18 protein-coding genes and 2 tRNA genes are annotated in these 21,942 nt (G+C 43.1%); 16 read left to right on the top strand and 4 right to left on the bottom strand.

Annotated features, from left to right (window positions below; all coding sequences use genetic code 11):
• Nucleotides 1-77: 77 nt before the first annotated feature.
• On the bottom strand, nt 78-1,370 hold the full coding sequence (gene shyC / locus LRQ06_RS05020; RefSeq protein ID WP_232765329.1) for a peptidoglycan DD-endopeptidase ShyC: 1,293 nt from the start codon (nt 1,368-1,370) through the stop codon (nt 78-80).
• A gap of 129 nt (nt 1,371-1,499) precedes the next feature.
• Between shyC and tyrS the strand changes: the two genes are divergently transcribed.
• Nucleotides 1,500-2,687: a tyrosine--tRNA ligase gene (gene tyrS, locus LRQ06_RS05015; RefSeq protein WP_232765328.1), complete on the top strand. Its 1,188-nt coding sequence runs from the start codon at nt 1,500-1,502 to the stop codon at nt 2,685-2,687.
• A gap of 98 nt (nt 2,688-2,785) precedes the next feature.
• On the opposite strand, the gene dacB is transcribed toward tyrS, so the two are convergent.
• Nucleotides 2,786-4,183: a serine-type D-Ala-D-Ala carboxypeptidase gene (dacB, locus tag LRQ06_RS05010; protein ID WP_232765327.1), complete on the bottom strand. Its 1,398-nt coding sequence runs from the start codon at nt 4,181-4,183 to the stop codon at nt 2,786-2,788.
• A 110-nt stretch (nt 4,184-4,293) separates the two neighbouring features.
• A complete protein-coding gene (locus tag LRQ06_RS05005) occupies nt 4,294-5,322 on the bottom strand; it encodes a porin (protein ID WP_232765326.1) in 1,029 nt (342 codons plus the stop codon).
• Nucleotides 5,323-5,930: 608 nt separating this feature from the next.
• On the opposite strand from LRQ06_RS05005, the gene greA reads away from it, so the two are divergent.
• On the top strand, nt 5,931-6,404 hold the full coding sequence (gene greA, locus LRQ06_RS05000; RefSeq protein WP_232765325.1) for a transcription elongation factor GreA: 474 nt from the start codon (nt 5,931-5,933) through the stop codon (nt 6,402-6,404).
• Nucleotides 6,405-6,491: 87 nt separating this feature from the next.
• Here greA and yhbY read toward each other — a convergent pair whose 3' ends face one another.
• Nucleotides 6,492-6,788: a ribosome assembly RNA-binding protein YhbY gene (yhbY, locus tag LRQ06_RS04995; protein WP_232765324.1), complete on the bottom strand. Its 297-nt coding sequence runs from the start codon at nt 6,786-6,788 to the stop codon at nt 6,492-6,494.
• Nucleotides 6,789-6,907: 119 nt separating this feature from the next.
• On the opposite strand from yhbY, the gene rlmE reads away from it, so the two are divergent.
• The 14 genes from rlmE (at nt 6,908) to pnp (ending at nt 21,919) form a co-directional block, all read left to right on the top strand.
• Nucleotides 6,908-7,537, top strand: a complete 630-nt coding sequence (gene rlmE / locus LRQ06_RS04990) for a 23S rRNA (uridine(2552)-2'-O)-methyltransferase RlmE (RefSeq protein WP_232765323.1) — start codon at nt 6,908-6,910, stop codon at nt 7,535-7,537.
• Between the two features lie 99 nt (nt 7,538-7,636).
• Nucleotides 7,637-9,631, top strand: a complete 1,995-nt coding sequence (ftsH, locus tag LRQ06_RS04985) for an ATP-dependent zinc metalloprotease FtsH (RefSeq protein WP_232765322.1) — start codon at nt 7,637-7,639, stop codon at nt 9,629-9,631.
• Nucleotides 9,632-9,699: 68 nt separating this feature from the next.
• Nucleotides 9,700-10,533 (top strand): dihydropteroate synthase, encoded by an 834-nt coding sequence (gene folP / locus LRQ06_RS04980; protein ID WP_232765321.1) that lies wholly within the window; start codon nt 9,700-9,702, stop codon nt 10,531-10,533.
• Nucleotides 10,534-10,551: 18 nt separating this feature from the next.
• A complete protein-coding gene (glmM, locus tag LRQ06_RS04975) occupies nt 10,552-11,892 on the top strand; it encodes a phosphoglucosamine mutase (RefSeq protein ID WP_232765320.1) in 1,341 nt (446 codons plus the stop codon).
• 221 nt (nt 11,893-12,113) lie between these two features.
• Complete coding sequence (secG, locus tag LRQ06_RS04970) at nt 12,114-12,458, top strand: preprotein translocase subunit SecG (protein ID WP_232765319.1); 345 nt, start codon at nt 12,114-12,116, stop codon at nt 12,456-12,458.
• A 33-nt stretch (nt 12,459-12,491) separates the two neighbouring features.
• Nucleotides 12,492-12,574, top strand: a tRNA-Leu gene (locus tag LRQ06_RS04965).
• A 57-nt stretch (nt 12,575-12,631) separates the two neighbouring features.
• A tRNA-Met gene (locus tag LRQ06_RS04960) sits at nt 12,632-12,708 on the top strand.
• A gap of 218 nt (nt 12,709-12,926) precedes the next feature.
• Entirely contained in the window at nt 12,927-13,382 is a 456-nt protein-coding gene (gene rimP, locus LRQ06_RS04955; protein WP_232765318.1) for a ribosome maturation factor RimP, read from the top strand.
• A 24-nt stretch (nt 13,383-13,406) separates the two neighbouring features.
• A complete protein-coding gene (gene nusA / locus LRQ06_RS04950; RefSeq protein ID WP_232765317.1) occupies nt 13,407-14,900 on the top strand; it encodes a transcription termination factor NusA in 1,494 nt (497 codons plus the stop codon).
• Between the two features lie 23 nt (nt 14,901-14,923).
• Nucleotides 14,924-17,674 (top strand): translation initiation factor IF-2, encoded by a 2,751-nt coding sequence (gene infB / locus LRQ06_RS04945; RefSeq protein ID WP_232765316.1) that lies wholly within the window; start codon nt 14,924-14,926, stop codon nt 17,672-17,674.
• A gap of 101 nt (nt 17,675-17,775) precedes the next feature.
• On the top strand, nt 17,776-18,171 hold the full coding sequence (gene rbfA, locus LRQ06_RS04940; protein ID WP_232765315.1) for a 30S ribosome-binding factor RbfA: 396 nt from the start codon (nt 17,776-17,778) through the stop codon (nt 18,169-18,171).
• Complete coding sequence (truB, locus tag LRQ06_RS04935) at nt 18,171-19,106, top strand: tRNA pseudouridine(55) synthase TruB (RefSeq protein WP_232765314.1); 936 nt, start codon at nt 18,171-18,173, stop codon at nt 19,104-19,106. The genes rbfA and truB overlap by 1 nt, the downstream gene beginning before the upstream one ends.
• A 133-nt stretch (nt 19,107-19,239) precedes the next feature.
• A complete protein-coding gene (rpsO, locus tag LRQ06_RS04930; protein WP_232765313.1) occupies nt 19,240-19,509 on the top strand; it encodes a 30S ribosomal protein S15 in 270 nt (89 codons plus the stop codon).
• A gap of 262 nt (nt 19,510-19,771) precedes the next feature.
• The gene (gene pnp, locus LRQ06_RS04925) at nt 19,772-21,919 is read left to right on the top strand and encodes a polyribonucleotide nucleotidyltransferase (protein ID WP_232765312.1); all 2,148 of its coding nucleotides are present in this window, start codon (nt 19,772-19,774) and stop codon (nt 21,917-21,919) included.
• The last annotated feature ends 23 nt before the right edge of the window (nt 21,920-21,942 follow it).

Below are 21,942 nucleotides of genomic sequence, written 5' to 3'. Positions count from 1 at the left end.
AAAGTCAGCAGCCTTAAAGCCTACGATATCAATTCAAAGCAGAATAAAGCGGTACACCAAAAAGACTTCATGATTTGTCATCTTTTCGCAGTTAAAACGAGGCTGTAGTGCTTCATTTGCGCTAATTTTATTTTTGCACTTGCCAGAAATGTCTGTTTTCTGGACCCGGCGAGTGATTTTGATTCGGGCAGTTTTACTGTCCGAGGGTTTTTGTGGACACCATGAACAAGGAACTCATAATGAAGGTGGGCGCCTGTCACTCTTCCTGTCCTGCCTAACTGGCCTATTGTTTGTCCCTGTTTTACTCTCTGCCCGGTTTTTACCAGACGACGCTTTAAGTGTAGGTATTTGGTGATGTAGGTATTACTGTGCTTAATAAACACGTAATTCCCGTTAAACTGATTGTAACTGGATTTTATGACGACGCCATCTCCAGCGGCCCAGATGGGTGTTCCTATCGGGGCAACGTAGTCTGTCCCTCTATGAGGCCTTATTCGGCCGGTGACAGGATGCAGACGCCTTGGATTGAAATTGGATGATACCCGACGAAAATCAAGTGGCGCACGTAAAAATGCTTTTTTCATTGCCCGGCCATTTTCATCGTAGTAATTACCACTGGTATCATCCAGAATAGCCTTAAAAGTATCTCCCTGATTAATAAATTCAGCGGCAATAATATTACCTTTTCCGACCACTTCTCCCTCAACCACTTTTTCCTGATAAAGCAGTCTGAATTGATCTCCTTTACGTATATCTAATGCAAAGTCAACATCCCAGCCAAAGATCCCAGCCAGTTCCATGATCTGATTTCCTGTTAATCCGGCTTTTTTTGCTGCATTCCAGAAGTTAGATACTATTGTTGCTTCAGTGTAGTTGTATTGATAGTGAATTTCTTTTTTATCAATACTGGTTTTAAATCCGGTTGGTGTTCTGGTGATTAAAAAGCTTTCATAAGGATTAATGGTTCTTCTTAACTGAATCAGCTTATTTTCCTGATTGAAACCGAACACGAGTTTATTGCCAGGTTTTAAACGACTTAGTTGTTGTTTTGCTCTGACACTACTGGCTGTTATTTCATATAACAGGCGTGAAGATAATCCGATACGTTGAAAAAGGACCGCGGCACTTTCTCCTGATTTGACGATGTGTCTTTCCCATCGGAGAACGGCAGTTGGTGGAATGGATTCTCCGGGAGCTAATGCTTCTTTGTTGATTGAAAGAGGATAATGACGCCCGATTTCAAGATGTTTTTCATTTTTTCTCAAAGCCGAAGGGCTGGGTAAAAATATCATTGAAAAAACAATAACGGCAGAGATCAGACCAATTAAAATTTTATGTAAAAGAGGCAGTCGGGCAAAAATAGACAACATATTTTGTTTTGTTTCATCAATTATTCATAAATCTTTATATCTGTAGTCTAACTGGTTTCAAAAACTATCGCTATTCAAGTAAACTGTCCAACTATCAAATTTCTGCCAAATCTGTGGGAGTAAACAAGAATGGCGAACTTAGAAACAGCACTTGCGGAAATTAAACGTGGTGTTGAAGAGCTTATACCGGAAGATGAATTAATTGCGAAACTGAAAGAAGGGCGGCCTCTTCGTATTAAATTAGGTGCGGATCCTACGGCTCCGGACATTCATCTGGGGCATACTGTCATCCTGAATAAGCTGAGAACTTTCCAGGATTTAGGTCATGAAGTGACATTTTTGATTGGCGATTTTACCGGTATGGTCGGTGATCCTACCGGTAAGAATACAACCCGTCCTCCGTTAACGCGGGAAGATGTAATTCGCAATGCTGAGACTTATAAACAGCAGGTGTTCAAAATTTTGGACCCTGAAAAGACCAAAATTCAGTTTAACTCTGAATGGTTATCGGATCTTGGGGCTGAGGGGATGATTCGTTTGGCTGCAAACCAGACGGTTGCCCGTATGCTGGAACGAGATGATTTTAAAAAGCGCTATACGACAGGACAACCCATTGCCATTCATGAATTTATGTATCCTCTTCTTCAGGGGTACGATTCAGTTGCTATGGAAACAGATGTGGAGCTGGGAGGAACCGATCAGAAATTCAACCTGTTGATGGGGCGTGAACTTCAGAAATCCAATGGTCAGAAACCTCAGGTTGTTTTAATGATGCCTCTTCTTGTCGGTCTGGACGGTGAGAAGAAAATGTCGAAGTCTGCACACAATTATATTGGTATTGCTGAATCGCCAAGAGAGATGTTTGGTAAAATTATGTCGATTTCGGATGATTTGATGTGGAGTTATTATGAACTGTTGTCTTTCCGGCCTCTGGCGGAAATTGAACAGTTTAAAGCAGATGTGACCAACGGCACAAACCCCCGCGACATTAAGATTTTACTGGCAAAAGAAATCATCGCCCGTTTCCACTCCGATTCGGATGCAGATGCGGCAGAACAAGAGTTTATCAACCGCTTTCAGAAAGGGGCCATTCCTGATGAAATGCCCGAGTTTACTTTTGATGCGGGAACTGCTATTACCAATATTCTAAAAGATGCCGGACTGGTCAACTCCACTTCTGATGCGATGAGGATGATTCGTCAGGGGGCCGCAAAATCGGAGGGCACCAAAATCGAAGATACGAAATGGATACCGGAAGCATCCACTTATGTTCTTCAGGTCGGAAAACGTAAATTTGCCCGGGTGACTATTCAGTAAAGCATTTAGAACAACGGTTTCAGATAAAGTCAGTCATGCGTCATGCGCGTTGTTTTATTGTTATTAATGCCTCAGGGAGCAAGGTGCTTTTTGAGGCATTAATGTGTATTGATAATTTTCTTATAAAAGGCGGTTTCAAAATTTCTTAAAGGATGCAATTTTTGTGATGTTTCTCCTTCCTGAACCGGAAAATAATCGGTAATAAACTGAACAAAAATGGTTTTGGGATTACCGTCACTATCAAGTCCGTATCCGGCCATATTATGACTTCCATATAATGACCCACTTTTAGCCTTTATTCGTCCAACTATTGCTTGGTCTCTCATGCTTGAACGGTATTTCAAAGTGCCACTTTTGCCGGCAACCGGTAGCAGATCCAATATCTGGAGCTGTTTATTGTGTTTCAGGATATATTTCAGTACAGAAGCTACCTGGTGAGCTGTTAAGCGGTTATTTCTTGACAGTCCTGAACCATCAACCAGCTGAGCACTGGAAAGATCAATACCTGCTTTTGTTAATAAAATTTGTTTGATGGCTTCAGTTCCATTTGCGAATGAGCCTGGTTGAATGAAAAATCGTTTTCCCATTGCTTTTGTTAAATTGTTTGCAATTAAATTATCCGACTTTTTGAGCATCTTGTTTAAAAGGCTTGGTAAGCGGGGAGAAAGGTGCTCCGCAATTAATTTTTCGGATTTATGTTTTGGTGTTCCTATATAGATCTGCCCTCCGAGCTTCATGTTTAGGTTATTGATGATTTTGTAGACCATCCGGGTTGCATAAAGCTCAGGATTCTGTACGGCAAATTTTAGTGGTAAAGGGGAAGCTTTTTTCGTAATACAGCCATTGAGCAGATAGTGATTTTCGTTGTCTGACGTCAGTTCCAGCTCGCAAAGTGTGTGTTTTTGCTCTTCGTCAGACACCACTTTGACTCTTGATGATACGACAATAGGGAATTGCTCCGGAGTATGAACCCGGGTTTTCCCGTTATTTAGAGTGTAAATGGAGCCCAGAACACAATTATGATCCAGCGTAATAGCTGTTGAAGGAGCACTGTAGCAGACGCCTAAAATATCCCAGGGCCAGCCGATTGCTTTTTGATATCCGGTAAAGGCACTGTTATCCAGCCAGATATTTCCTTTTATTTTACTGCCTAGTGTTTCTTTATATTTTTTAAACAACAACAGAAGATCATGGTAGGTCAGTTCAGGATCGCCGGAAAAATGGATAACAACATCGCTTTGGTTGGTGTTCAGTCTGGTTGAAAAAGAAAAATTATCACCTAACTCCAGTTTTGCGGATAAGGCGGTTAATAACTTTGCTGTGCTGGCTGGTGGAAAAAATTGGTTAGTATTTTGAGAAAATGTCTCATTTCCATGAATGGTTTCTATCAGAAGAGCTGAGCGGGTGGATTGTGGAAGGTACTGTGAAAGCAGGAGTTCCTGGGAAAAAACGTGACAAGAGAAGAAAAAGGTAGCAAAAAGATAAAAATGTCTCATGTCAGGAAAGCCTTAAATTATAATAAATTCGACAGGCAGTATAACGGGATAAAAAAACACCTGCCAATACCTGACAGGTGTAAATTTAAGAAAACAGTGGTTTTTCTATATTAGAAATCGTAACGTAGACCTAGCATTGCTTCGTCTTCTGAACCGTTAACAGCATTCGCTGCTTCATCGCCAGTCACGAAGTTAAAGTCATAATCAATATAGGCTTTAACATTTGGTTTAAACATATACGCAACTTCTAAAGCAAGGTCATTCACTTTTGAAGTGCTATCATCTTTATCACCAGAGTTATAGGTCGCAATAAAGACAGTTTTGTCTAAAGTATATTGGCCTGCAACTTCGTAGCCTTCGTAGTCATTGTTTGTGTCGTCGAAGTTTTTGTTAGTATACATTGCTGACAAATACAGAGCATCTTGAGTATATGAAACCGCAGCAAGGTATTGCATTGCACTTGAGTCATTATCACCAGCAGTTGCACCTAATTTTCCATGCTGTTGAGCGAAACCAAGACCGAATGCCAGACCAGTATCAGCAAAATTATAAATACCAGATACAGCGTAGCCGTCTAAGGCGTTATCGTCATAGGAAGTTGCATCACCAGATACAGGATCATCGTCACGATCAGCGAAGCGGTAAGTTGCATTAACAGACAAATCACCGAATGAGCCAGTATAAGCCAGCATGTTATCGATATGGTCACCAGCGATTGCAAGTTCCTGAGATGCATTACCGCCGTGGGCGTCCATAATATCAGTAAAGTCAGTGACAGCAACAAACGCACCGTCTTGTTTGCCGTATGTAACCTGACCAAATGAACCGCCTAGCCCTGCATAAATATAACGAGAATCAAGAGTATCCTGGTCTGAGGATGTAGAGCTTTCGTCGTTGGTTGTATATTCAGCTTCGTAGAAACCTAAGCCATACAGAGAATCTGTGATTTCTTGTTTTCCAAGAAAGTTTACACGAACGCGAGATGCGTCTGATACATCACCGTCTTGAATAGACATACGAGCCTCTGCACGGCCACCAATAGTCATGGACGTACCGTCTTGATTGTAAAGTTCGCTAGCGTTTGCACCAGTAGCCACTGCAGCACCTGCTACTGCAAGAGCAATCAGAGTTTTTTTCATCTTGTTAATCCTAAAATTTTGTCCGTTTCAATTTTTTAGAAGAATAAGAACAACCATAAAGCTGAAAAATCTTAGTCACTTTTTTAATGGCTGCTTATTTGTCTCTATCAAAATCATCATCGCCAAATATGAAATTAATCATTGCCAACGATAAAAAGCTGACGCTGCGAAACCTCATTTGGCTATTAAGTTACGCAATCTAGTTTTAACTGAGAGCGGGGCAGAAAAGTTAGTAAAACGATATAAAAATAGGTGTGATAAGGGTTTTATTTATTTATAAATAAATATCAACTAATTGATTTTTAATTGTTTATTTTAAAATAAAGAAGAGATATAAAGTTCAATGATTTATGCATTTTTAATTTTTTTTAATCTCTTTTTACTGATAAAGGATTGGACTGGTTGTGATTTCTGTTCCATTTATAGTAGGGGAGGAAAGAAAATTAAGAAGAAAAAAAGAAGGTTTTATGACAATAGGCCTTGAATTCAGATGATCTCATCATTAACTTTGTTTACACTGAGGTAATACATTCACGGTTTAAGCTGCCTAACTTTTGGTTGGGTAGTTTTTGTTTTGTCCAAAGATAACTTTGGCCCAGAGGTAAAAGATGGAAAAGGTTCCAATGACTGTGCGTGGAGCACAGAAGTTACGTGAAGAGTTGGATAGACTCCTGAAGTTAAGACCAAAGATTTCCCAAGCCATTGCTGAAGCTCGTGAGTTGGGTGATCTTAAAGAAAATGCAGAATACCACGCAGCAAGAGAAGAACAGGGAATCTGTGAAGCGCAGATCCGGGATATTGAATATAAGCTGTCAGTTGCTCAGATTATTGATGTATCGAAAATGGAAAATACCGGTAAAATCATTTTTGGTACAACAGTTACCCTGATTGATGTGGACACAGATGAAGAGAAAACTTACCAGATTGTTGGCGATGATGAAGCGGATATTAAAGCCGGTTTAATCTCCGTCAGTTCACCTATTGCCCGGGGACTTATCGGAAAAATGGAAGGTGATGAGGTGACAATTGTTACTCCTGGTGGCGAAAAAGTTTTCGAAGTCGATAACGTTGATTATGTGTAAGTCTGTTTTATTTATTGTTAACGCATATATATGAATTGTCAGCCACATTATTAAAAATTAAAAAAGGCCATCTGAGTGGCCTTTTTCTTACTTTCTTGGTAATTCGATTTTCCGGTCTTCCGTGGGACGATAAAGAATTAACATTTTTCCAATTGTCTGAATTTTTTCCGCTTTTGTTTCACGAACAATAGCGTCAACAATCAGGTTTTTGGTTTCCCGATCTTCAGAGGCTACTTTAATTTTTATCAGTTCATGGTGATCGAGTGCGATCTCTATTTCCGCCAATACAGCTTCTGTCAGTCCATTTGCGCCCATCAGCACAACCGGTTTCAGATTGTGTGCTAAGCCTTTTAGATGCTGTTTTTGTTTCGTACTTAGGTTCATTATGCGGCCGATTTTATTTAATATAAGGGTTGAAAAGAGGCATTTTAACGCCATCTATGTTGGAAGACTATATTTTCTACCATACTTTCTCAGTAGATGTCGTTCGTTTTAGGTAAATCATGAGTAAACAAAAGCACTCGGCAAGCTCTGGCCGTTGGTTGAAAGAGCATTTTGATGATAAGTATGTCAACGAAGCGAAGAAAAAAGGTTATCGTTCTCGGGCTATTTTTAAGATTGAAGAGATTCAAAATAAAGATCAACTTCTCAAACCTGATATGACAGTCGTTGATTTGGGAGCCGCTCCCGGCGGTTGGTCTCAATATGCTGCTAATATTGTTGGGGAAAGTGGTCAGGTTATTGCCTGTGATATTTTACCTATGGATTCAATTGCCGGTGTCGCTTTTCTTCAGGGGGATTTCCGTGAAGACGCTGTACTGGATGCTTTGTTAGAACGCATTCAGCCTTCTTTAGTAGATGTGGTGATGTCGGATATGGCTCCTAATATGGCGGGGAACCTGTCGGTTGATCAGCCCAGGGCAATGTATTTAGTTGAACTGGCCCTGGATATGTGTCGACAAGTTCTTGCTCCTAATGGTAGTTTTGTGGTTAAAGTATTTCAGGGCGAAGGCTTTGATCAGTATGTAAAAGAGGTTCGCGAGCTCTTTAAAGTCGTGAAAATTCGTAAACCAGACTCATCGCGAGCTCGCTCAAGAGAGGTCTATATTGTTGCGACTGGTTACAAAGGGTAACCATTTTGTGGGTATCGGTCACTGTTAACAAAGTAGCTAGACGCTAGAATCTGTAGTACCCTACCTTTAATTACAATTAGTTATCGAGAGGCTTACACCTTGAGTGACATGGCAAAAAATTTAATCCTATGGCTGGTTATCGCTGTCGTTTTGATGTCTGTTTTCCAGAGCTTTGGTCCGGGAGACAATAGTGGCAAAGCTGTTGACTATACGACTTTCGTAAAAGAAGTTGGTCAGGGCCAGGTACAAGATGCAACCTTTAAGGATAGTGTGATTACATTCACACGCCGGGGTGGTAATTCTAAATACGTTACCTATATGCCGGTCTATGACCAGAAATTACTTGATGATTTGATTAATCAAAACGTAAAAGTTCAGGGAACACCACCTGAAGAACAGAGCTTGCTGGGAACTATTTTTATTTCCTGGTTCCCTATGATTCTTCTTATCGGCGTCTGGATTTTCTTTATGCGTCAAATGCAGGGCGGCGGCGGAAAAGGCGCAATGTCATTTGGCAAAAGTAAAGCCAGGATGATGACTGAAGAACAGATTAAGACAACCTTTGGTGATGTTGCTGGTTGTGATGAAGCCAAAGAAGATGTGAAAGAGCTTGTTGATTACCTGAGAGATCCAAGCCGTTTTCAGAAACTTGGCGGTAAAATTCCAACTGGTGTGTTAATGGTTGGTCCTCCGGGTACTGGTAAGACATTGCTTGCAAAAGCCATTGCTGGTGAAGCTAAAGTACCATTCTTTACTATTTCCGGTTCTGATTTCGTTGAGATGTTTGTCGGGGTTGGTGCTTCTCGTGTTCGAGATATGTTTGAACAGGCTAAAAAAGCAGCACCATGTATTATCTTCATTGATGAAATCGATGCTGTTGGGCGTCAACGTGGCGCCGGTGTTGGTGGTGGTCACGATGAACGTGAACAGACACTGAACCAGATGTTGGTTGAAATGGATGGTTTTGAAGGTAATGAAGGTATTATTGTTATCGCTGCGACAAACCGTCCGGATGTTCTTGATCCAGCTTTGTTGCGTCCGGGACGTTTTGACCGTCAGGTCGTTGTTGGGTTGCCTGATGTTCGTGGCCGTGAGCAGATTCTGAAAGTCCATATGAGAAAAGTACCATTAGCTAATGATGTGGAACCCTCTTTAATTGCACGTGGTACACCTGGATTTTCCGGTGCAGATTTGGCAAACCTGGTTAATGAAGCTGCTTTGTTTGCCGCTCGCGGTAATAAGCGAAATGTCTCGATGGTGGAATTTGAGCTGGCCAAAGATAAGATCATGATGGGGGCTGAACGTCGTTCCATGGTGATGTCCGAAGAAGTGAAAGAATCAACGGCATATCATGAAGCGGGACATGCTGTTGTGGGGCGTTTGGTTCCTGAACATGATCCGGTTTATAAAGTCTCAATTATTCCGCGTGGACGGGCTCTTGGTGTGACTATGTATTTGCCTGAGCAAGATCGCATCAGTATGTCCCGGCAACATCTGGAGTCTATGATTTCGAGTCTTTATGGTGGTCGTTTGGCCGAAGAGCTTATTTATGGTACCGACAAAGTATCGACAGGCGCTTCAAATGATATTGAGCGCGCTACTGACATTGCCCGCAAAATGGTTACGCAATGGGGATTTTCAGAAAAACTGGGTCCATTGTTATATGCTGAAGATGAAGGGGAAGTATTCCTCGGACGTAGTGTGACCAAATCGAAGCATATGTCAGATGATACAGCTCGGTTGATCGATGATGAGGTTCGTAAAATTATCGATCGAAATTATGAGCGGGCTAAGAAAATCATCAATGAAAACATGGATATTATGCATGCAATGAAAGATGCTCTTATGAAATATGAGACTATTGATGCCGGGCAGATAGATGATCTGATGGATCGCAAAGAAACCATCAGAGAGCCAGCTGGCTGGCTTGAACAAGAGCATGCAAAAGAAGAGAAAGCAAAAGCAGAAAAAGTGGCTGAAGAGTCAGTGTCAAAAGACAGTGACACTGTAAAAGAGCAAGATCAGGATAACACTAATGATGCTGCTGAGTCTTCAGACAATAAAGAGCAAGATGATACAAATAAAGTTGATTAAAAAATGATTTGTTGATTTCATTTAAAGCCCCGGGAAAATACTCGGGGTTTTTGTTTTATGGGCACATCATGGAAATTAGATATAAAGACAAAGTTCTTGATTTAACTGAGCCTCAGATTATGGGCATTTTGAATACGACGCCGGATTCTTTCTCTGATGGTGGAAAGTATACGGTTGTCAGAAGTGCAATTGAACATGCACAAGAGATGATTCGGGATGGGGCAACTATCATCGATATCGGTGGAGAATCAACCCGGCCAGGAGCTCCTGAAGTAGGGGTAGATGATGAGCTGAAAAGAGTCATTCCGGTTGTGACGGAGTTAAGACAAAAATCAGACGTATGGATTTCTGTCGATACCAGTAAGCCTGAGGTGATGAAACAAGCCATCGAAGCCGGTGCCGATTTTATTAATGATATTCGTGCATTGCAGGAACCGGGGGCAATTGATGTTGTTGCCGGAGCAGCTGTTCCTGTGTGTATTATGCATATGAAAGGCAAGCCAAGAACGATGCAGAAAGCGCCGGAATATGAACATTTTTTGCCGGAAGTACATTGTTTTTTGAAAGATCGAATCGAAGCCTGTATTCATGGTGGGATAGAAAGAGAAAATATTGTTTTAGATCCCGGATTTGGTTTCGGTAAAACTCTTGAGCACAATTATTATTTGCTGGCGAATCTGGAAGAGTTTAAAAAATACGATCTTCCTATTCTTACCGGGCTGTCGCGAAAGACAATGTTGCATAAGTTACTCAATAAGAAACCAGCAGAATGTGAGTTATCCAGTGTGGTTGGAGCAGTTATCTGTGCCGGGAAAGGCGCACAAATACTTCGGGTTCATGATGTAAAAGCGACAGCTGAAGCGATTACAATTCTGAATACAATGAACAAATATCAAAAGTAATAAACCAGAGAACAAAACATGAGCGACAATAGACGATATTTCGGTACTGATGGTGTTCGGGGCAAGGTAGGAGAATATCCTATTACCCCTGATTTTGTTTTAAAATTAGGTTGGGCAGCAGGACGTGTATTGGCCAAACAAGGAACTAAGCAGGTCATCATTGGTAAAGATACCCGTATTTCAGGCTATATGCTCGAGTCAGCATTAGAAGCCGGATTAGCTGCAGCCGGATTAAAAGCGACACTTACCGGCCCGATGCCAACGCCGGCAGTTGCTTATCTGACTCAAACTTTTCGTGCTGAAGCCGGAATAGTAATTTCAGCCTCACACAATCCTTATTATGATAACGGAATTAAATTCTTTTCTTCTGAAGGAACAAAATTACCGGATGAAATAGAACTTGCGATTGAAGAAGAACTGGATAAAGACATTGAATGTGTTCCTTCTGCAGAGTTGGGTAAGGCAAACCGGTTAAATGATGCGGCCGGGCGCTATATTGAATTTTGTAAAAGCACTTTTCCCTCAAAGCACAATTTAAGCGGATTGAAATTGGTTGTGGATTGTGCGAATGGTGCCACATATCACATTGCTCCGAACGTATTTAAAGAATTGGGGGCAGAAATTGTTGCGATGGGCGTCGAACCAAATGGTCTCAATATTAATGACAAAGTTGGAGCTACGGATGTAAAAGCATTACAACAGAAAGTGATTGATGAAAAAGCCGATTTGGGGCTGGCGTTTGATGGCGATGGTGACCGAATCATCATGGTTGATGAACTTGGTAATAAAGTTGATGGTGATCAGATTGCTTATATTATTGCCCGGGATTTATTACGTAAGGGACAGTTAAAAGGTGGTGTTGTCGGTACTTTGATGACGAATCTGGGGATGGAAGTAGGGCTCAAACAATTGGGTGTTCCGTTTATTCGTGCGGCTGTGGGAGATCGTTACGTTCTAGAAAAATTGCAGGAAAAGAACTGGAAGATAGGCGCTGAAAATTCCGGGCATATTATTCTGCTGGATAAAGTAACGACAGGTGATGCTATTGTAGCGGCATTGCAGGTATTGGCTGCGGTTGTTGATAGTGAAATGACGTTGAATGAGTTAACCAAAGGAATGACGCTTTACCCTCAGGTGTTGGAAAATGTCAGCTTCAGTGGTGAAACTAACCCTTTGGATAGTGAACAGGTTCAGCTATCAGTCAGAAAAGCTGAGGACCAGCTAGGGGATAAAGGCCGGGTTTTACTCCGAAAATCAGGAACGGAACCATTGATTCGGGTCATGGTTGAAGGGGAAGACGAGGCATTGGTCAAAAAGTCTGCTTCTGATATCGCTCAAACGGTGAAACTAAGCTGTTAATTTTTGTATGATCTGGCTGGGATTGATCAAAATGTCCCTTTTTTAACCGTTTGAAGAGCAATGCGAAAAAAAATCCGGATAATTACTTGTCAGCGTTAAAGGCTTCCGTTAGTATTGCGTCCACCTTCTGATTGGGAGGGCGCTAGCTTTGTTCTGAATATAACCTGAAAAGGGTAATGAGGACGGCGCTGGCTCAACAATTTGGACCATAGGTGGGTGTAATGTTTACAGTTCTACTTGTGCTTTACCTGTTGGCAGCGATTGCTATCATTGGCCTGGTGTTGATTCAACAAGGGAAAGGCGCAGATATGGGCGCTTCATTCGGGGCTGGAGCATCAAATACTGTATTTGGCTCTGGTGGCTCGGGTAATTTCTTAACCCGGATGACAACAATTTTTGCTTTAATTTTCTTGGTGATAAGCTTGGTGTTAGGTAATCTGTCTACACATAAATCAAAATCCCAGTATGCTCCTGATGCTCTTCAGGAACAGGTACAGAAAAAAGCAGAAAAGGCAGTTAAAAAAGTTCCTGTTAAAACAAATAACAGCGACGAGATTCCTGAATAAATAGCTTAGTTTTTTGCTGTTTATTATTGAATTGCCGAGATGGTGAAATTGGTAGACACACTAGCATGAGGTGCTAGCGCTTCGGTGTGAGGGTTCGAGTCCCTCTCTCGGCACCATTATTCTTTACAAACTTGTAAATACGATTCGCATTGGTTAATATGCGCAGCAATTGGCGCGGGGTGGAGCAGCTTGGTAGCTCGTCGGGCTCATAACCCGAAGGTCGTCGGTTCAAATCCGGCCCCCGCAACCATTTTATATGGGTTTTGCAAGTTTGCAGTGTATTGAACACTGTTATTGAAAGCCTTAGGTTTTCAATATATCAGGGTCCAGCAATAAAAAACCCCGACTATCGGGGTTTTTTATTATCTGAAATTTTGTGTCGCTCCATGGAGTTTGCGCTAAGTTTTAGGTGTATGCTTGGAAAGTTTATTGGGCTCTGGGCCCTTTTTTTGTTTCTGGAGTGGTTTAATGACTGGCTTAGAAAGACAACTGACTGAAATGCTGGAAGCGCCGGTAATGGCTTTAGGCTATGAGTTGGTTGGATTGGAGTTCGTTCGTGCGGGCGCACATTCAACGCTTCGTATTTACATTGATCATGAAAATGGGATCAATGTAGATGATTGCGCAGATGTAAGTCGCCAGGTGAGTGCAGTGCTTGACGTAGAAGATCCTATCTCTGTTGCGTATAACTTAGAGGTATCTTCTCCAGGGCTGGAACGACCACTTTTTAAAGCTGCTCATTATGAGCAGTTTGTTGGTCACGAGGTCAGCATCGTATTAAAAATGGCTATGAATAACAGACGTAAGTGGAAAGGTGTTATTGACTCAATTGACGGTGAAACGGTGACGATTCTCGTTGATGGAGAAAATGAACATTTTGCGCTTAGCAACATAGCTAAAGCTAACCTAATCCCTAAATTTTAAGTCTTAACGTAGAGGCTCTAAAAGATGAGTAAAGAGATTTTAGCGGTAGTAGAAGCAGTATCGAATGAAAAAGCGGTACCTCGTGAGAGAATTTTTGAAGCTTTAGAGATTGCTCTTGCTACGTCAACAAAGAAAAAATATGAACTTGAAATTGACGTCCGGGTGGCGATTGACCGTAAAACTGGTGAATTTGATACTTTCCGTCGTTGGTTAGTCGTTGAAGAAGTTCAGAATCCGACGAAAGAGATGTCTTTCGACGCCGCAAGTTATGATGATGATTCGATTGAGCTTGGCGATTATGTTGAAGAAGAGATTGAATCTGTCACTTTTGACCGTATCACAACTCAGACAGCAAAACAGGTTATCGTTCAGAAAGTTCGTGAGGCTGAGCGTGCACAAATTGTTGAACAGTTCATTGATAACGAAGGTGATCTGGTTACCGGTGTAGTAAAAAAAGTAAATCGTGATGCGGTTATCCTTGATCTGGGAAATAACGCGGAAGCGGTAATTTTACGTGATGATCAATTACCCCGGGAAAACTTCCGTAGTGGTGATCGTGTCAGGGGCCTATTATATGCGGTAAGACCGGAAGCAAGAGGTTTTCAGTTATTTATTACCCGCTCTAAGCCTGAGATGCTTGAAGAATTATTCAGAGTCGAAGTGCCTGAGATTGGTGAAGAGCTGATTGAACTGAAAGGTGCTGCTCGAGATCCTGGCTCTCGTGCCAAAATTGCTGTAAAAACAAACGATAAACGCATTGATCCTGTTGGTGCCTGTGTTGGTATGAGAGGCGCTCGCGTTCAGGCTGTTTCCGGTGAGCTCGGCGGCGAACGTATTGATATCGTTTTATGGGATGATAATCCTGCTCAGTTTGTTATTAATGCCATGGCTCCTGCTGATGTGGCATCCATTATTGTTGATGAAGATGCGCATTCAATGGATATTGCGGTTGAAGCCGATAACCTGGCTCAGGCCATTGGTCGTAACGGTCAGAACGTTCGTTTAGCTTCTCAGTTAACTGGTTGGGAACTGAACGTTATGACAGTAGATGATCTTCAGAAAAAACATCAGGAAGAATCCCTGGAATCGATTGAAACGTTCATGAAACATCTTGATATTGAACAGGACTTCGCAGAGCTTCTTGTTGAGGAAGGTTTTTCAACCCTGGAAGAAGTTGCGTATGTTCCGGTTAATGAGTTGCTTGAAGTTGACGGACTGGATGAAGATTTAGTCGAAGAATTGCGTTCCCGGGCGAAAGATGCTTTAACTACTCTTGCCTTGGCCAAAGAAGAATCGTATTCAGGTGTAGAGCCTGCTGAAGATTTATTAAACCTGGAAGGGTTAGAGCGTGATATGGCTTATAAGCTAGCAGCGAAAGGCGTTTCAACGTTAGAAGAATTAGCAGAACAGGGCATTGATGATCTGGAAGGCATCGAAGATCTGACAGAAGAGAGAGCCGGTGAACTTATTATGGCTGCTCGTAATATTTGTTGGTTCGGCGAAGAAGAAGATGCATAATTTCAGCAAGGGGAGAAAGCGGCATGACACAATTTACAGTAAAAGCACTGAGTGACGAAATAGGTACACCTGTTGACCGCTTAATAGAACAACTTGCCGAAGCTGGAATGAAAAAGACGAGTTCTGATACAATCTCAGAAGAAGAGAAGCAGCAATTACTGACTTCTCTTCGTAAAGGCAATGGTGATGAATCTAACGAGACATCGCCAACTCGTTTAACACTTCAGCGTAAAACGCGCAGCACATTAAGTGTTAGTGCCGGAAGCGGTAAAAGTAAAAATGTGCAGGTCGAGGTACGTAAAAAACGTACGTACGTCAAGCGTAGTGCAATAGAAGATGAAGCGAAGCGTGAAGCGGAAGAACAAGCGAAACGTGAAGCAGAAGAGAAAGCGAAACGTGAAGCGGAAGAGAAAGCGAAACGTGAAGCAGAAGAGAAAGCGAAACGTGAAGCAGAAGAGAAAGCGAAACGTGAAGCAGAAGAGAAAGCGAAACGTGAAGCAGAAGAGAAAGCGAAACGTGACGTAGAAGAAAAAGCGAAGCGTGACGCGGAAGAACAAGCAAAACGTAAAGCGAATGTACAGCAGGAAGTGGCTGAGCTTTCTGATGAAGAAAAATCTAAGCAAGAGGCAGCGCGAAAAGAAGCCGAAGCATTACAACGCCGCCGGGATGAAGAAGCAAGGCGTAAGGCTGAAGAGGAAAGTCAGCGACAGCTTGAAAAAGCACGCGAATTGGCTGAAAAAAATAAAGAGCGTTGGTCTGCGGAACAAGAGAAAAAAGGTGATATGGAAGAGGAAAAAACAGATTACCATGTGACGACTTCTAGTTATGCACGAGAAGCGGAAGATGAAGCAGACCGTCGTGAGGAAGGTGGCCGTCGTCGTACCAAAGCGAATAAGCGTAAAATGTCTAAGAATGATGATCGTCAGGAACGTGACTCTCGCAAAGGCAAACGCAAAGGACGTATCGCCAAGCCATCTTCAATGCAACATGGTTTTGACAAAAATGCAGTGGTTCAGAAACAGGAAGTTGTGATTGGGGAAACCGTCATAGTGTCTGAGCTGGCTCAGAAAATGTCTGTGAAAGCGACCGAAGTCATCAAAGTGATGATGAAAATGGGCGCAATGGCAACCATTAATCAGGTGATCGATCAGGAAACGGCGCAATTAGTGGCGGAAGAAATGGGTCACAAAGTTGTAATTCGTAAAGAAAACGAACTGGAAGAGCAGGTTCTGTCTGATCGTGACAGCACGTCGGATGCGGTTCCACGCGCTCCGGTTGTGACCATTATGGGTCACGTTGACCACGGTAAAACATCGACACTGGATTATATCCGCCGGGCTCACGTGGCTTCTGGCGAAGCCGGTGGTATTACCCAGCATATCGGTGCCTATCATGTTGAAACCGATAATGGCATGATCACCTTCCTGGATACTCCCGGACACGCCGCATTTACGGCAATGCGTGCCCGTGGTGCTCAATCTACGGATATCGTGGTACTGGTTGTGGCAGCCGATGACGGTGTGATGCCTCAGACAATTGAAGCCATTCAGCACTCGAAAGCCGCTGGCGTTCCTTTGATCGTTGCTGTGAACAAGATCGATAAAGAAGATGCCAACCCGGATAATGTGAAAACCGAATTGGCTCAGTATGACATCATCCCTGAAGAGTGGGGCGGTGATAACATGTTTGTTCATATCTCTGCAAAACAGGGAACAAACATCGATGCGCTGTTAGAAGCGATTCTGCTTCAGGCCGAAGTCCTTGAGCTGACAGCCGTGAAAGACGGTATGGCTTCCGGTGTCGTTGTTGAATCACGTCTTGATAAAGGTCGTGGTCCTGTTGCGACGATTTTGGTTCAGTCCGGTACGCTACACAAAGGTGACATTCTTCTTTGTGGTCAGGAATATGGTCGTGTTCGTGCGATGCGCGATGAATTGGGTAACGAAGTGCTCGAAGCCGGCCCATCGATTCCTGTGGAAGTCCTTGGTTTATCGGGTGTTCCTGTTGCCGGTGATGAGGCAACAGTGGTACGTGATGAACGCAAAGCCCGTGAAGTAGCTAACTACCGCCAGGGTAAATTCCGTGAAGTGAAACTGGCCCGTCAGCAGAAAGCCAAACTGGAGAACATGTTCTCTAATATGGCGGCTGGTGAAGTCGCTGAGTTGAACGTGGTACTGAAAGCGGACGTTCAGGGATCAGTTGAAGCCATTTCCGATGCATTGGTTAAACTGTCTACCGATGAAGTGAAAGTCAGCATTGTTGGTTCCGGTGTGGGTGGTATCACGGAAACTGATGCGACGCTGGCAGCAGCTTCTGATGCGATTATCCTTGGCTTTAACGTTCGTGCGGATGCTTCTGCGCGTAAAACGATTGAAGCTGAACATCTGGATCTTCGTTACTACTCGATCATCTATCAGTTGATTGATGAAGTGAAACAGGCGATGAGTGGTATGCTTGCGCCAGAATTCAAGCAGGAAATCATTGGTCTTGCTGAAGTGCGTGATGTGTTCAAATCACCGAAGCTGGGTGCGATTGCCGGATGTATGGTGACGGAAGGTCTCATCAAACGTAATAACCCAATTCGTGTTCTGCGTGAAAACGTTGTTATTTACGAAGGTGAGCTGGAATCATTACGTCGTTTCAAAGATGATGTCATGGAAGTTAAGAACGGATACGAATGTGGTATCGGTGTTAAAAACTACAATGATGTTCGGGTCGGTGACCAGATCGAGGTTTTCGAAACGGTTGAAATTAAACGTTCAATTGACGATTAATCGACAATTACGGCTTCAGTGAAGAAGCGGTAAAGGTTGTTGTATACGCCATGGGGGGCTGGTATATCCATCCCCCCATTCTTTCTATAGTGAGAGAACATATGTCTAAAGAATTTAGTCGTACACAGCGAGTTGCCCAGCAACTGCAAAAAGAATTAGCGATGATCCTGCAGCGTGAAATTCGTGATTCACGTTTGGGAATGGTGACCATCTCAGAAGTTCAGGTTTCCAGAGATCTGGCCTATGCAAAAGTTTATGTGACTTTTTTGTGTGTTGGTGAGCAGACACCGGAAAGTTGTCTGAATGCGCTGAAGGAACACGAAGTTCATATCCGCATGTTATTAGGCAAACAAATCCGCCTGAGATTAACACCTGAAATTCGTTTTGTTTATGACAATACTCTGGTCGACGGCATGAAAATGTCGAATCTGGTATCCGAAGTAGTCAGTAACGATAAGATGAAAAAACAGGCAGCCGGACGTGGAGATGATGAGTAATGGCCAGACGTCGTAAAGGACGCCCTGTTGATGGTATCGTCCTGTTAGATAAGCCGACAGGCATTTCATCAAATGATGCGCTTCAGAAAGTGAAGCGTATTTATTTTGCCGAAAAAGCCGGTCATACCGGCGCATTGGATCCGCTGGCGACCGGCATGTTACCCATTTGTCTTGGTGAAGCGACCAAATTTTCTCAGTTTCTTCTGGATTCGGATAAGCGCTACATCGTCATTGCCAGACTGGGGCAGCGGACGAATACGTCCGATTCAGACGGTGACGTGGTCCAGACCCGCGATGTTCACGTCAGTCAGCAGGATTTACTCGACAAGATTGAACACTTTCGGGGGGAAACCGACCAGGTGCCATCCATGTTCTCTGCATTGAAATATCAGGGCAAGCCTTTATATGAATATGCCCGGCAGGGGATTGATATTCCTAGAGAACCCAGAAAAATAACCGTATATGATATCCGGTTACTGCGTTTTGATAACGATGAAATTGAAATGGATATTCATTGCTCTAAAGGGACGTATATTCGGACCATTGTCGATGATCTTGGTGAAATGCTGGGCTGCGGTGCTCATGTAACCAGCTTGCACCGGACCGAAGTCGGCCGCTATCCATACGAAAAAATGGTGACGCTTGAACAGTTAGAAGCATTGCTGGAGGTGGCGCATTCTCAGGATGTTCAGCCAAGAGAATTGTTGGACCCATTATTGTTACCAATGGATACCGCCGTTGAAGCGTTACCTGAAGTGAATGTTATTGCTGAATTGGCCGAAATGGTATTACACGGCCAAGCCGTTCAGGTCTCGGGAAGTCCGGTTTCCGGTCAGGTGCGAATCACGGCTGGAGAAGAAAAGTGTTTTCTTGGTGTCGGTGAAATTGATCACGATGGTAAGGTCGCACCCAAAAGACTGGTTGTCAGAAAATAATTTTTTAGCAGTAGATTCGGTTCTTCTGAGTACTAGACAGTCAGTAGCAGATACTCTATAATCCCGCTTCCTCGTGTCGGCTGAATCAGAGATTGGCTGACACAAACATAAACTTAACTCTCAGGAGAGAAATATGTCTCTGAATGCAGAAACTAAAGCAGCAATCGTTGCTGAATATGCACGTAGCGAAGGCGATACAGGTTCACCAGAAGTACAGGTAGCACTACTGACTGCTTCTATTAACCACCTTCAGGGTCACTTCCAGGAACACAAAGGCGATCACCATAGCCGTCGTGGTCTTCTGCGTATGGTTTCAAGCCGTCGTAAACTTCTGGATTACCTGAAAGGTAAGGATCTGGAACGCTATCACGCACTAATCAAACGTCTGGGCCTACGTCGCTAAGAAGAGTTTGTTAAAAAAGGGGCTTTAAGCCCCTTTTTTAGTATCTAAGTTTAACAAAAATTCAGGTAAGTAGTTTATACTACCTGCTTATTGCAGAAAAAAAGCAATAAAATACTCAAAGCACTACAGTCACTAATGTCGGCCAGATGGTCGCGACTATTAAGAAGGTGTTATCACTAGCTTCTTCTTACTAGTCGCGATTCGTAATGCCTTGAGTGTATTGATAACACTATCCGGATCAATCCGGAAAAAGGAAAAATGAATGTTTGAAAAACCCGTAGTTAAAAAATTCCAGTACGGTAATCATACCGTGACTCTAGAAACCGGTGTGATTGCCCGTCAGGCGACTTCCGCTGTTATGGTGACAATGGATGACACTTCCGTATTTGTTTCTGTTGTTGGTAAAAAAGAAGCTGTAGAAGGTCAGGATTTCTTCCCATTGACGGTCAATTATCAGGAACGGACTTATGCGGCAGGTAAAATTCCCGGTGGTTTCTTTAAACGTGAAGGTCGTCCGTCTGAAGGTGAAACACTGACAGCACGTCTTATTGACCGTCCTATCCGTCCTTTGTTTCCTGAAGGTTTCACGAATGAAGTTCAGATCATTGCAACTGTTATGGCGGTTAATCCAGATGTTCAGCCTGATATTCCAGCATTGATTGGTACTTCTGCTGCTCTTGCTGTTTCCGGCATTCCTTTTAATGGTCCTATCGGTGCGGCACGTGTCGGTCATATCGACGGTCAGCTTGTTCTGAACCCAAGTCAGGCTGAGCTGGAAACCTCTCGTTTGGATCTGGTTGTGGCTGGTACTCAAAATGCGGTACTGATGGTTGAATCAGAAGCGGACATTCTTTCTGAAGAAGAGATGCTGGCTGCGGTTGTATATGGTCACGAGCAGCAACAGGCGGTTGTTAATGCGATTAACGAATTTGCTGCGGAAGTTGCCACTCCTGCGTGGGAATGGACAGCTCCGGTTACTAATGAGCCTCTGAAAGAGAAAATTGCTGAATTGGCAGAAAGCCGTTTCACTGAAGCTTATCAGATTACTGAAAAAATGGCCCGTTATGACCAGGTTAACGTAATCAAAGAAGATGTTGTTCGTATTTTACTGGAGCAGGATGAATCTCTGGATGAAAATGAACTGCATAATATGCTTCATTCTCTGGAGAAAAAAGTGGTACGTAGTCGTATCCTTTCCGGTGCTCCCCGTATCGATGGTCGTGAAAAAGACATGGTTCGTGCGTTAGACGTTCGTACAGGCGTTCTTCCAAGGGTTCATGGTTCTGCCTTGTTTACCCGTGGCGAAACACAGGCAATCGTAACGGCAACACTCGGTACTCAGCGTGATGCTCAGATCATTGATGAACTGACTGGTGAGCGTAAAGATCATTTCCTTCTTCACTATAACTTCCCACCATACTGCGTAGGTGAAACCGGTTTTGTCGGTTCTCCTAAGCGTCGTGAAATTGGCCATGGTCGTCTTGCGAAACGTGGTATCGCAGCTGTTATGCCTTCCGTGGATGATTTCCCATATACGGTCCGCGTTGTTTCTGAAATTACAGAATCTAACGGTTCATCATCAATGGCATCGGTTTGTGGTTCTTCTCTTGCTCTTATGGATGCTGGTGTGCCAATCAAATCATCGGTTGCCGGCATTGCTATGGGACTGGTAAAAGAAGGCGATGATTTCGTTGTTCTTTCAGATATCCTTGGTGATGAAGACCATCTGGGTGATATGGACTTTAAAGTTGCAGGTACTTCTACCGGGGTTACGGCGCTGCAAATGGATATCAAAATTGAAGGTATCACCAAAGAAATTATGCAGATTGCACTCAACCAGGCAAAAGGTGCGCGCATGCACATTCTTTCCGTTATGGATCAGGCAATTGGTTCTGCACGTGAAGATATTTCTGAATTTGCACCACGAATTCATAAAATGAAGATCAGCGCAGATAAGATCAAAGATGTGATTGGTAAAGGTGGGGCTGTGATCCGGGCGCTGACTGAAGAAACCGGTACAACCATTGAAATTGATGATGATGGTACTGTTAAAGTCGCTGCAACTGATGGTTTAGCTGCTAAAGAAGCTATTCGTCGTATCGAAGAGATTACTGCTGAAGTGGAAGTTGGTCGTATTTATACCGGTAAAGTAGCCCGTCTGGCTGATTTCGGTGCTTTTGTCACTATTTTGCCTGGTAAAGATGGCTTAGTGCATATTTCACAGATCGCTGAAGAGCGGGTTGATAAAGTGAGCGATTATCTGAAAGAAGGTCAGGAAGTTCAGGTTAAAGTACTGGAAATTGACCGTCAGAACCGTATTCGCTTGAGTATGAAAGCGGCGGTTGAAAAAACAGAACCTAAAGCTGAAGAAAACGTGACAGAAGATTCTTCAGAACAACCTTCTGCTTAGTAATTAATGTCAGGACTGTGTAG

The organism is Vibrio salinus (assembly GCF_021272385.1).
Classification (GTDB): domain Bacteria; phylum Pseudomonadota; class Gammaproteobacteria; order Enterobacterales; family Vibrionaceae; genus Vibrio; species Vibrio salinus.
This window is presented reverse-complemented; position numbering and strand designations above follow the sequence as displayed.

Coding starts and splice junctions, on each gene's coding strand:
- shyC (WP_232765329.1), bottom strand. CDS start 1,370: ATGTTGTCTATTTTTGCCCGACTGCCTCTTTTACATAAAATTTTAATT.
- tyrS (WP_232765328.1), top strand. CDS start 1,500: ATGGCGAACTTAGAAACAGCACTTGCGGAAATTAAACGTGGTGTTGAA.
- dacB (WP_232765327.1), bottom strand. CDS start 4,183: ATGAGACATTTTTATCTTTTTGCTACCTTTTTCTTCTCTTGTCACGTT.
- LRQ06_RS05005 (WP_232765326.1), bottom strand. CDS start 5,322: ATGAAAAAAACTCTGATTGCTCTTGCAGTAGCAGGTGCTGCAGTGGCT.
- greA (WP_232765325.1), top strand. CDS start 5,931: ATGGAAAAGGTTCCAATGACTGTGCGTGGAGCACAGAAGTTACGTGAA.
- yhbY (WP_232765324.1), bottom strand. CDS start 6,788: ATGAACCTAAGTACGAAACAAAAACAGCATCTAAAAGGCTTAGCACAC.
- rlmE (WP_232765323.1), top strand. CDS start 6,908: ATGAGTAAACAAAAGCACTCGGCAAGCTCTGGCCGTTGGTTGAAAGAG.
- folP (WP_232765321.1), top strand. CDS start 9,700: ATGGAAATTAGATATAAAGACAAAGTTCTTGATTTAACTGAGCCTCAG.
- glmM (WP_232765320.1), top strand. CDS start 10,552: ATGAGCGACAATAGACGATATTTCGGTACTGATGGTGTTCGGGGCAAG.
- secG (WP_232765319.1), top strand. CDS start 12,114: ATGTTTACAGTTCTACTTGTGCTTTACCTGTTGGCAGCGATTGCTATC.
- rimP (WP_232765318.1), top strand. CDS start 12,927: ATGACTGGCTTAGAAAGACAACTGACTGAAATGCTGGAAGCGCCGGTA.
- nusA (WP_232765317.1), top strand. CDS start 13,407: ATGAGTAAAGAGATTTTAGCGGTAGTAGAAGCAGTATCGAATGAAAAA.
- infB (WP_232765316.1), top strand. CDS start 14,924: ATGACACAATTTACAGTAAAAGCACTGAGTGACGAAATAGGTACACCT.
- rbfA (WP_232765315.1), top strand. CDS start 17,776: ATGTCTAAAGAATTTAGTCGTACACAGCGAGTTGCCCAGCAACTGCAA.
- truB (WP_232765314.1), top strand. CDS start 18,171: ATGGCCAGACGTCGTAAAGGACGCCCTGTTGATGGTATCGTCCTGTTA.
- rpsO (WP_232765313.1), top strand. CDS start 19,240: ATGTCTCTGAATGCAGAAACTAAAGCAGCAATCGTTGCTGAATATGCA.
- pnp (WP_232765312.1), top strand. CDS start 19,772: ATGTTTGAAAAACCCGTAGTTAAAAAATTCCAGTACGGTAATCATACC.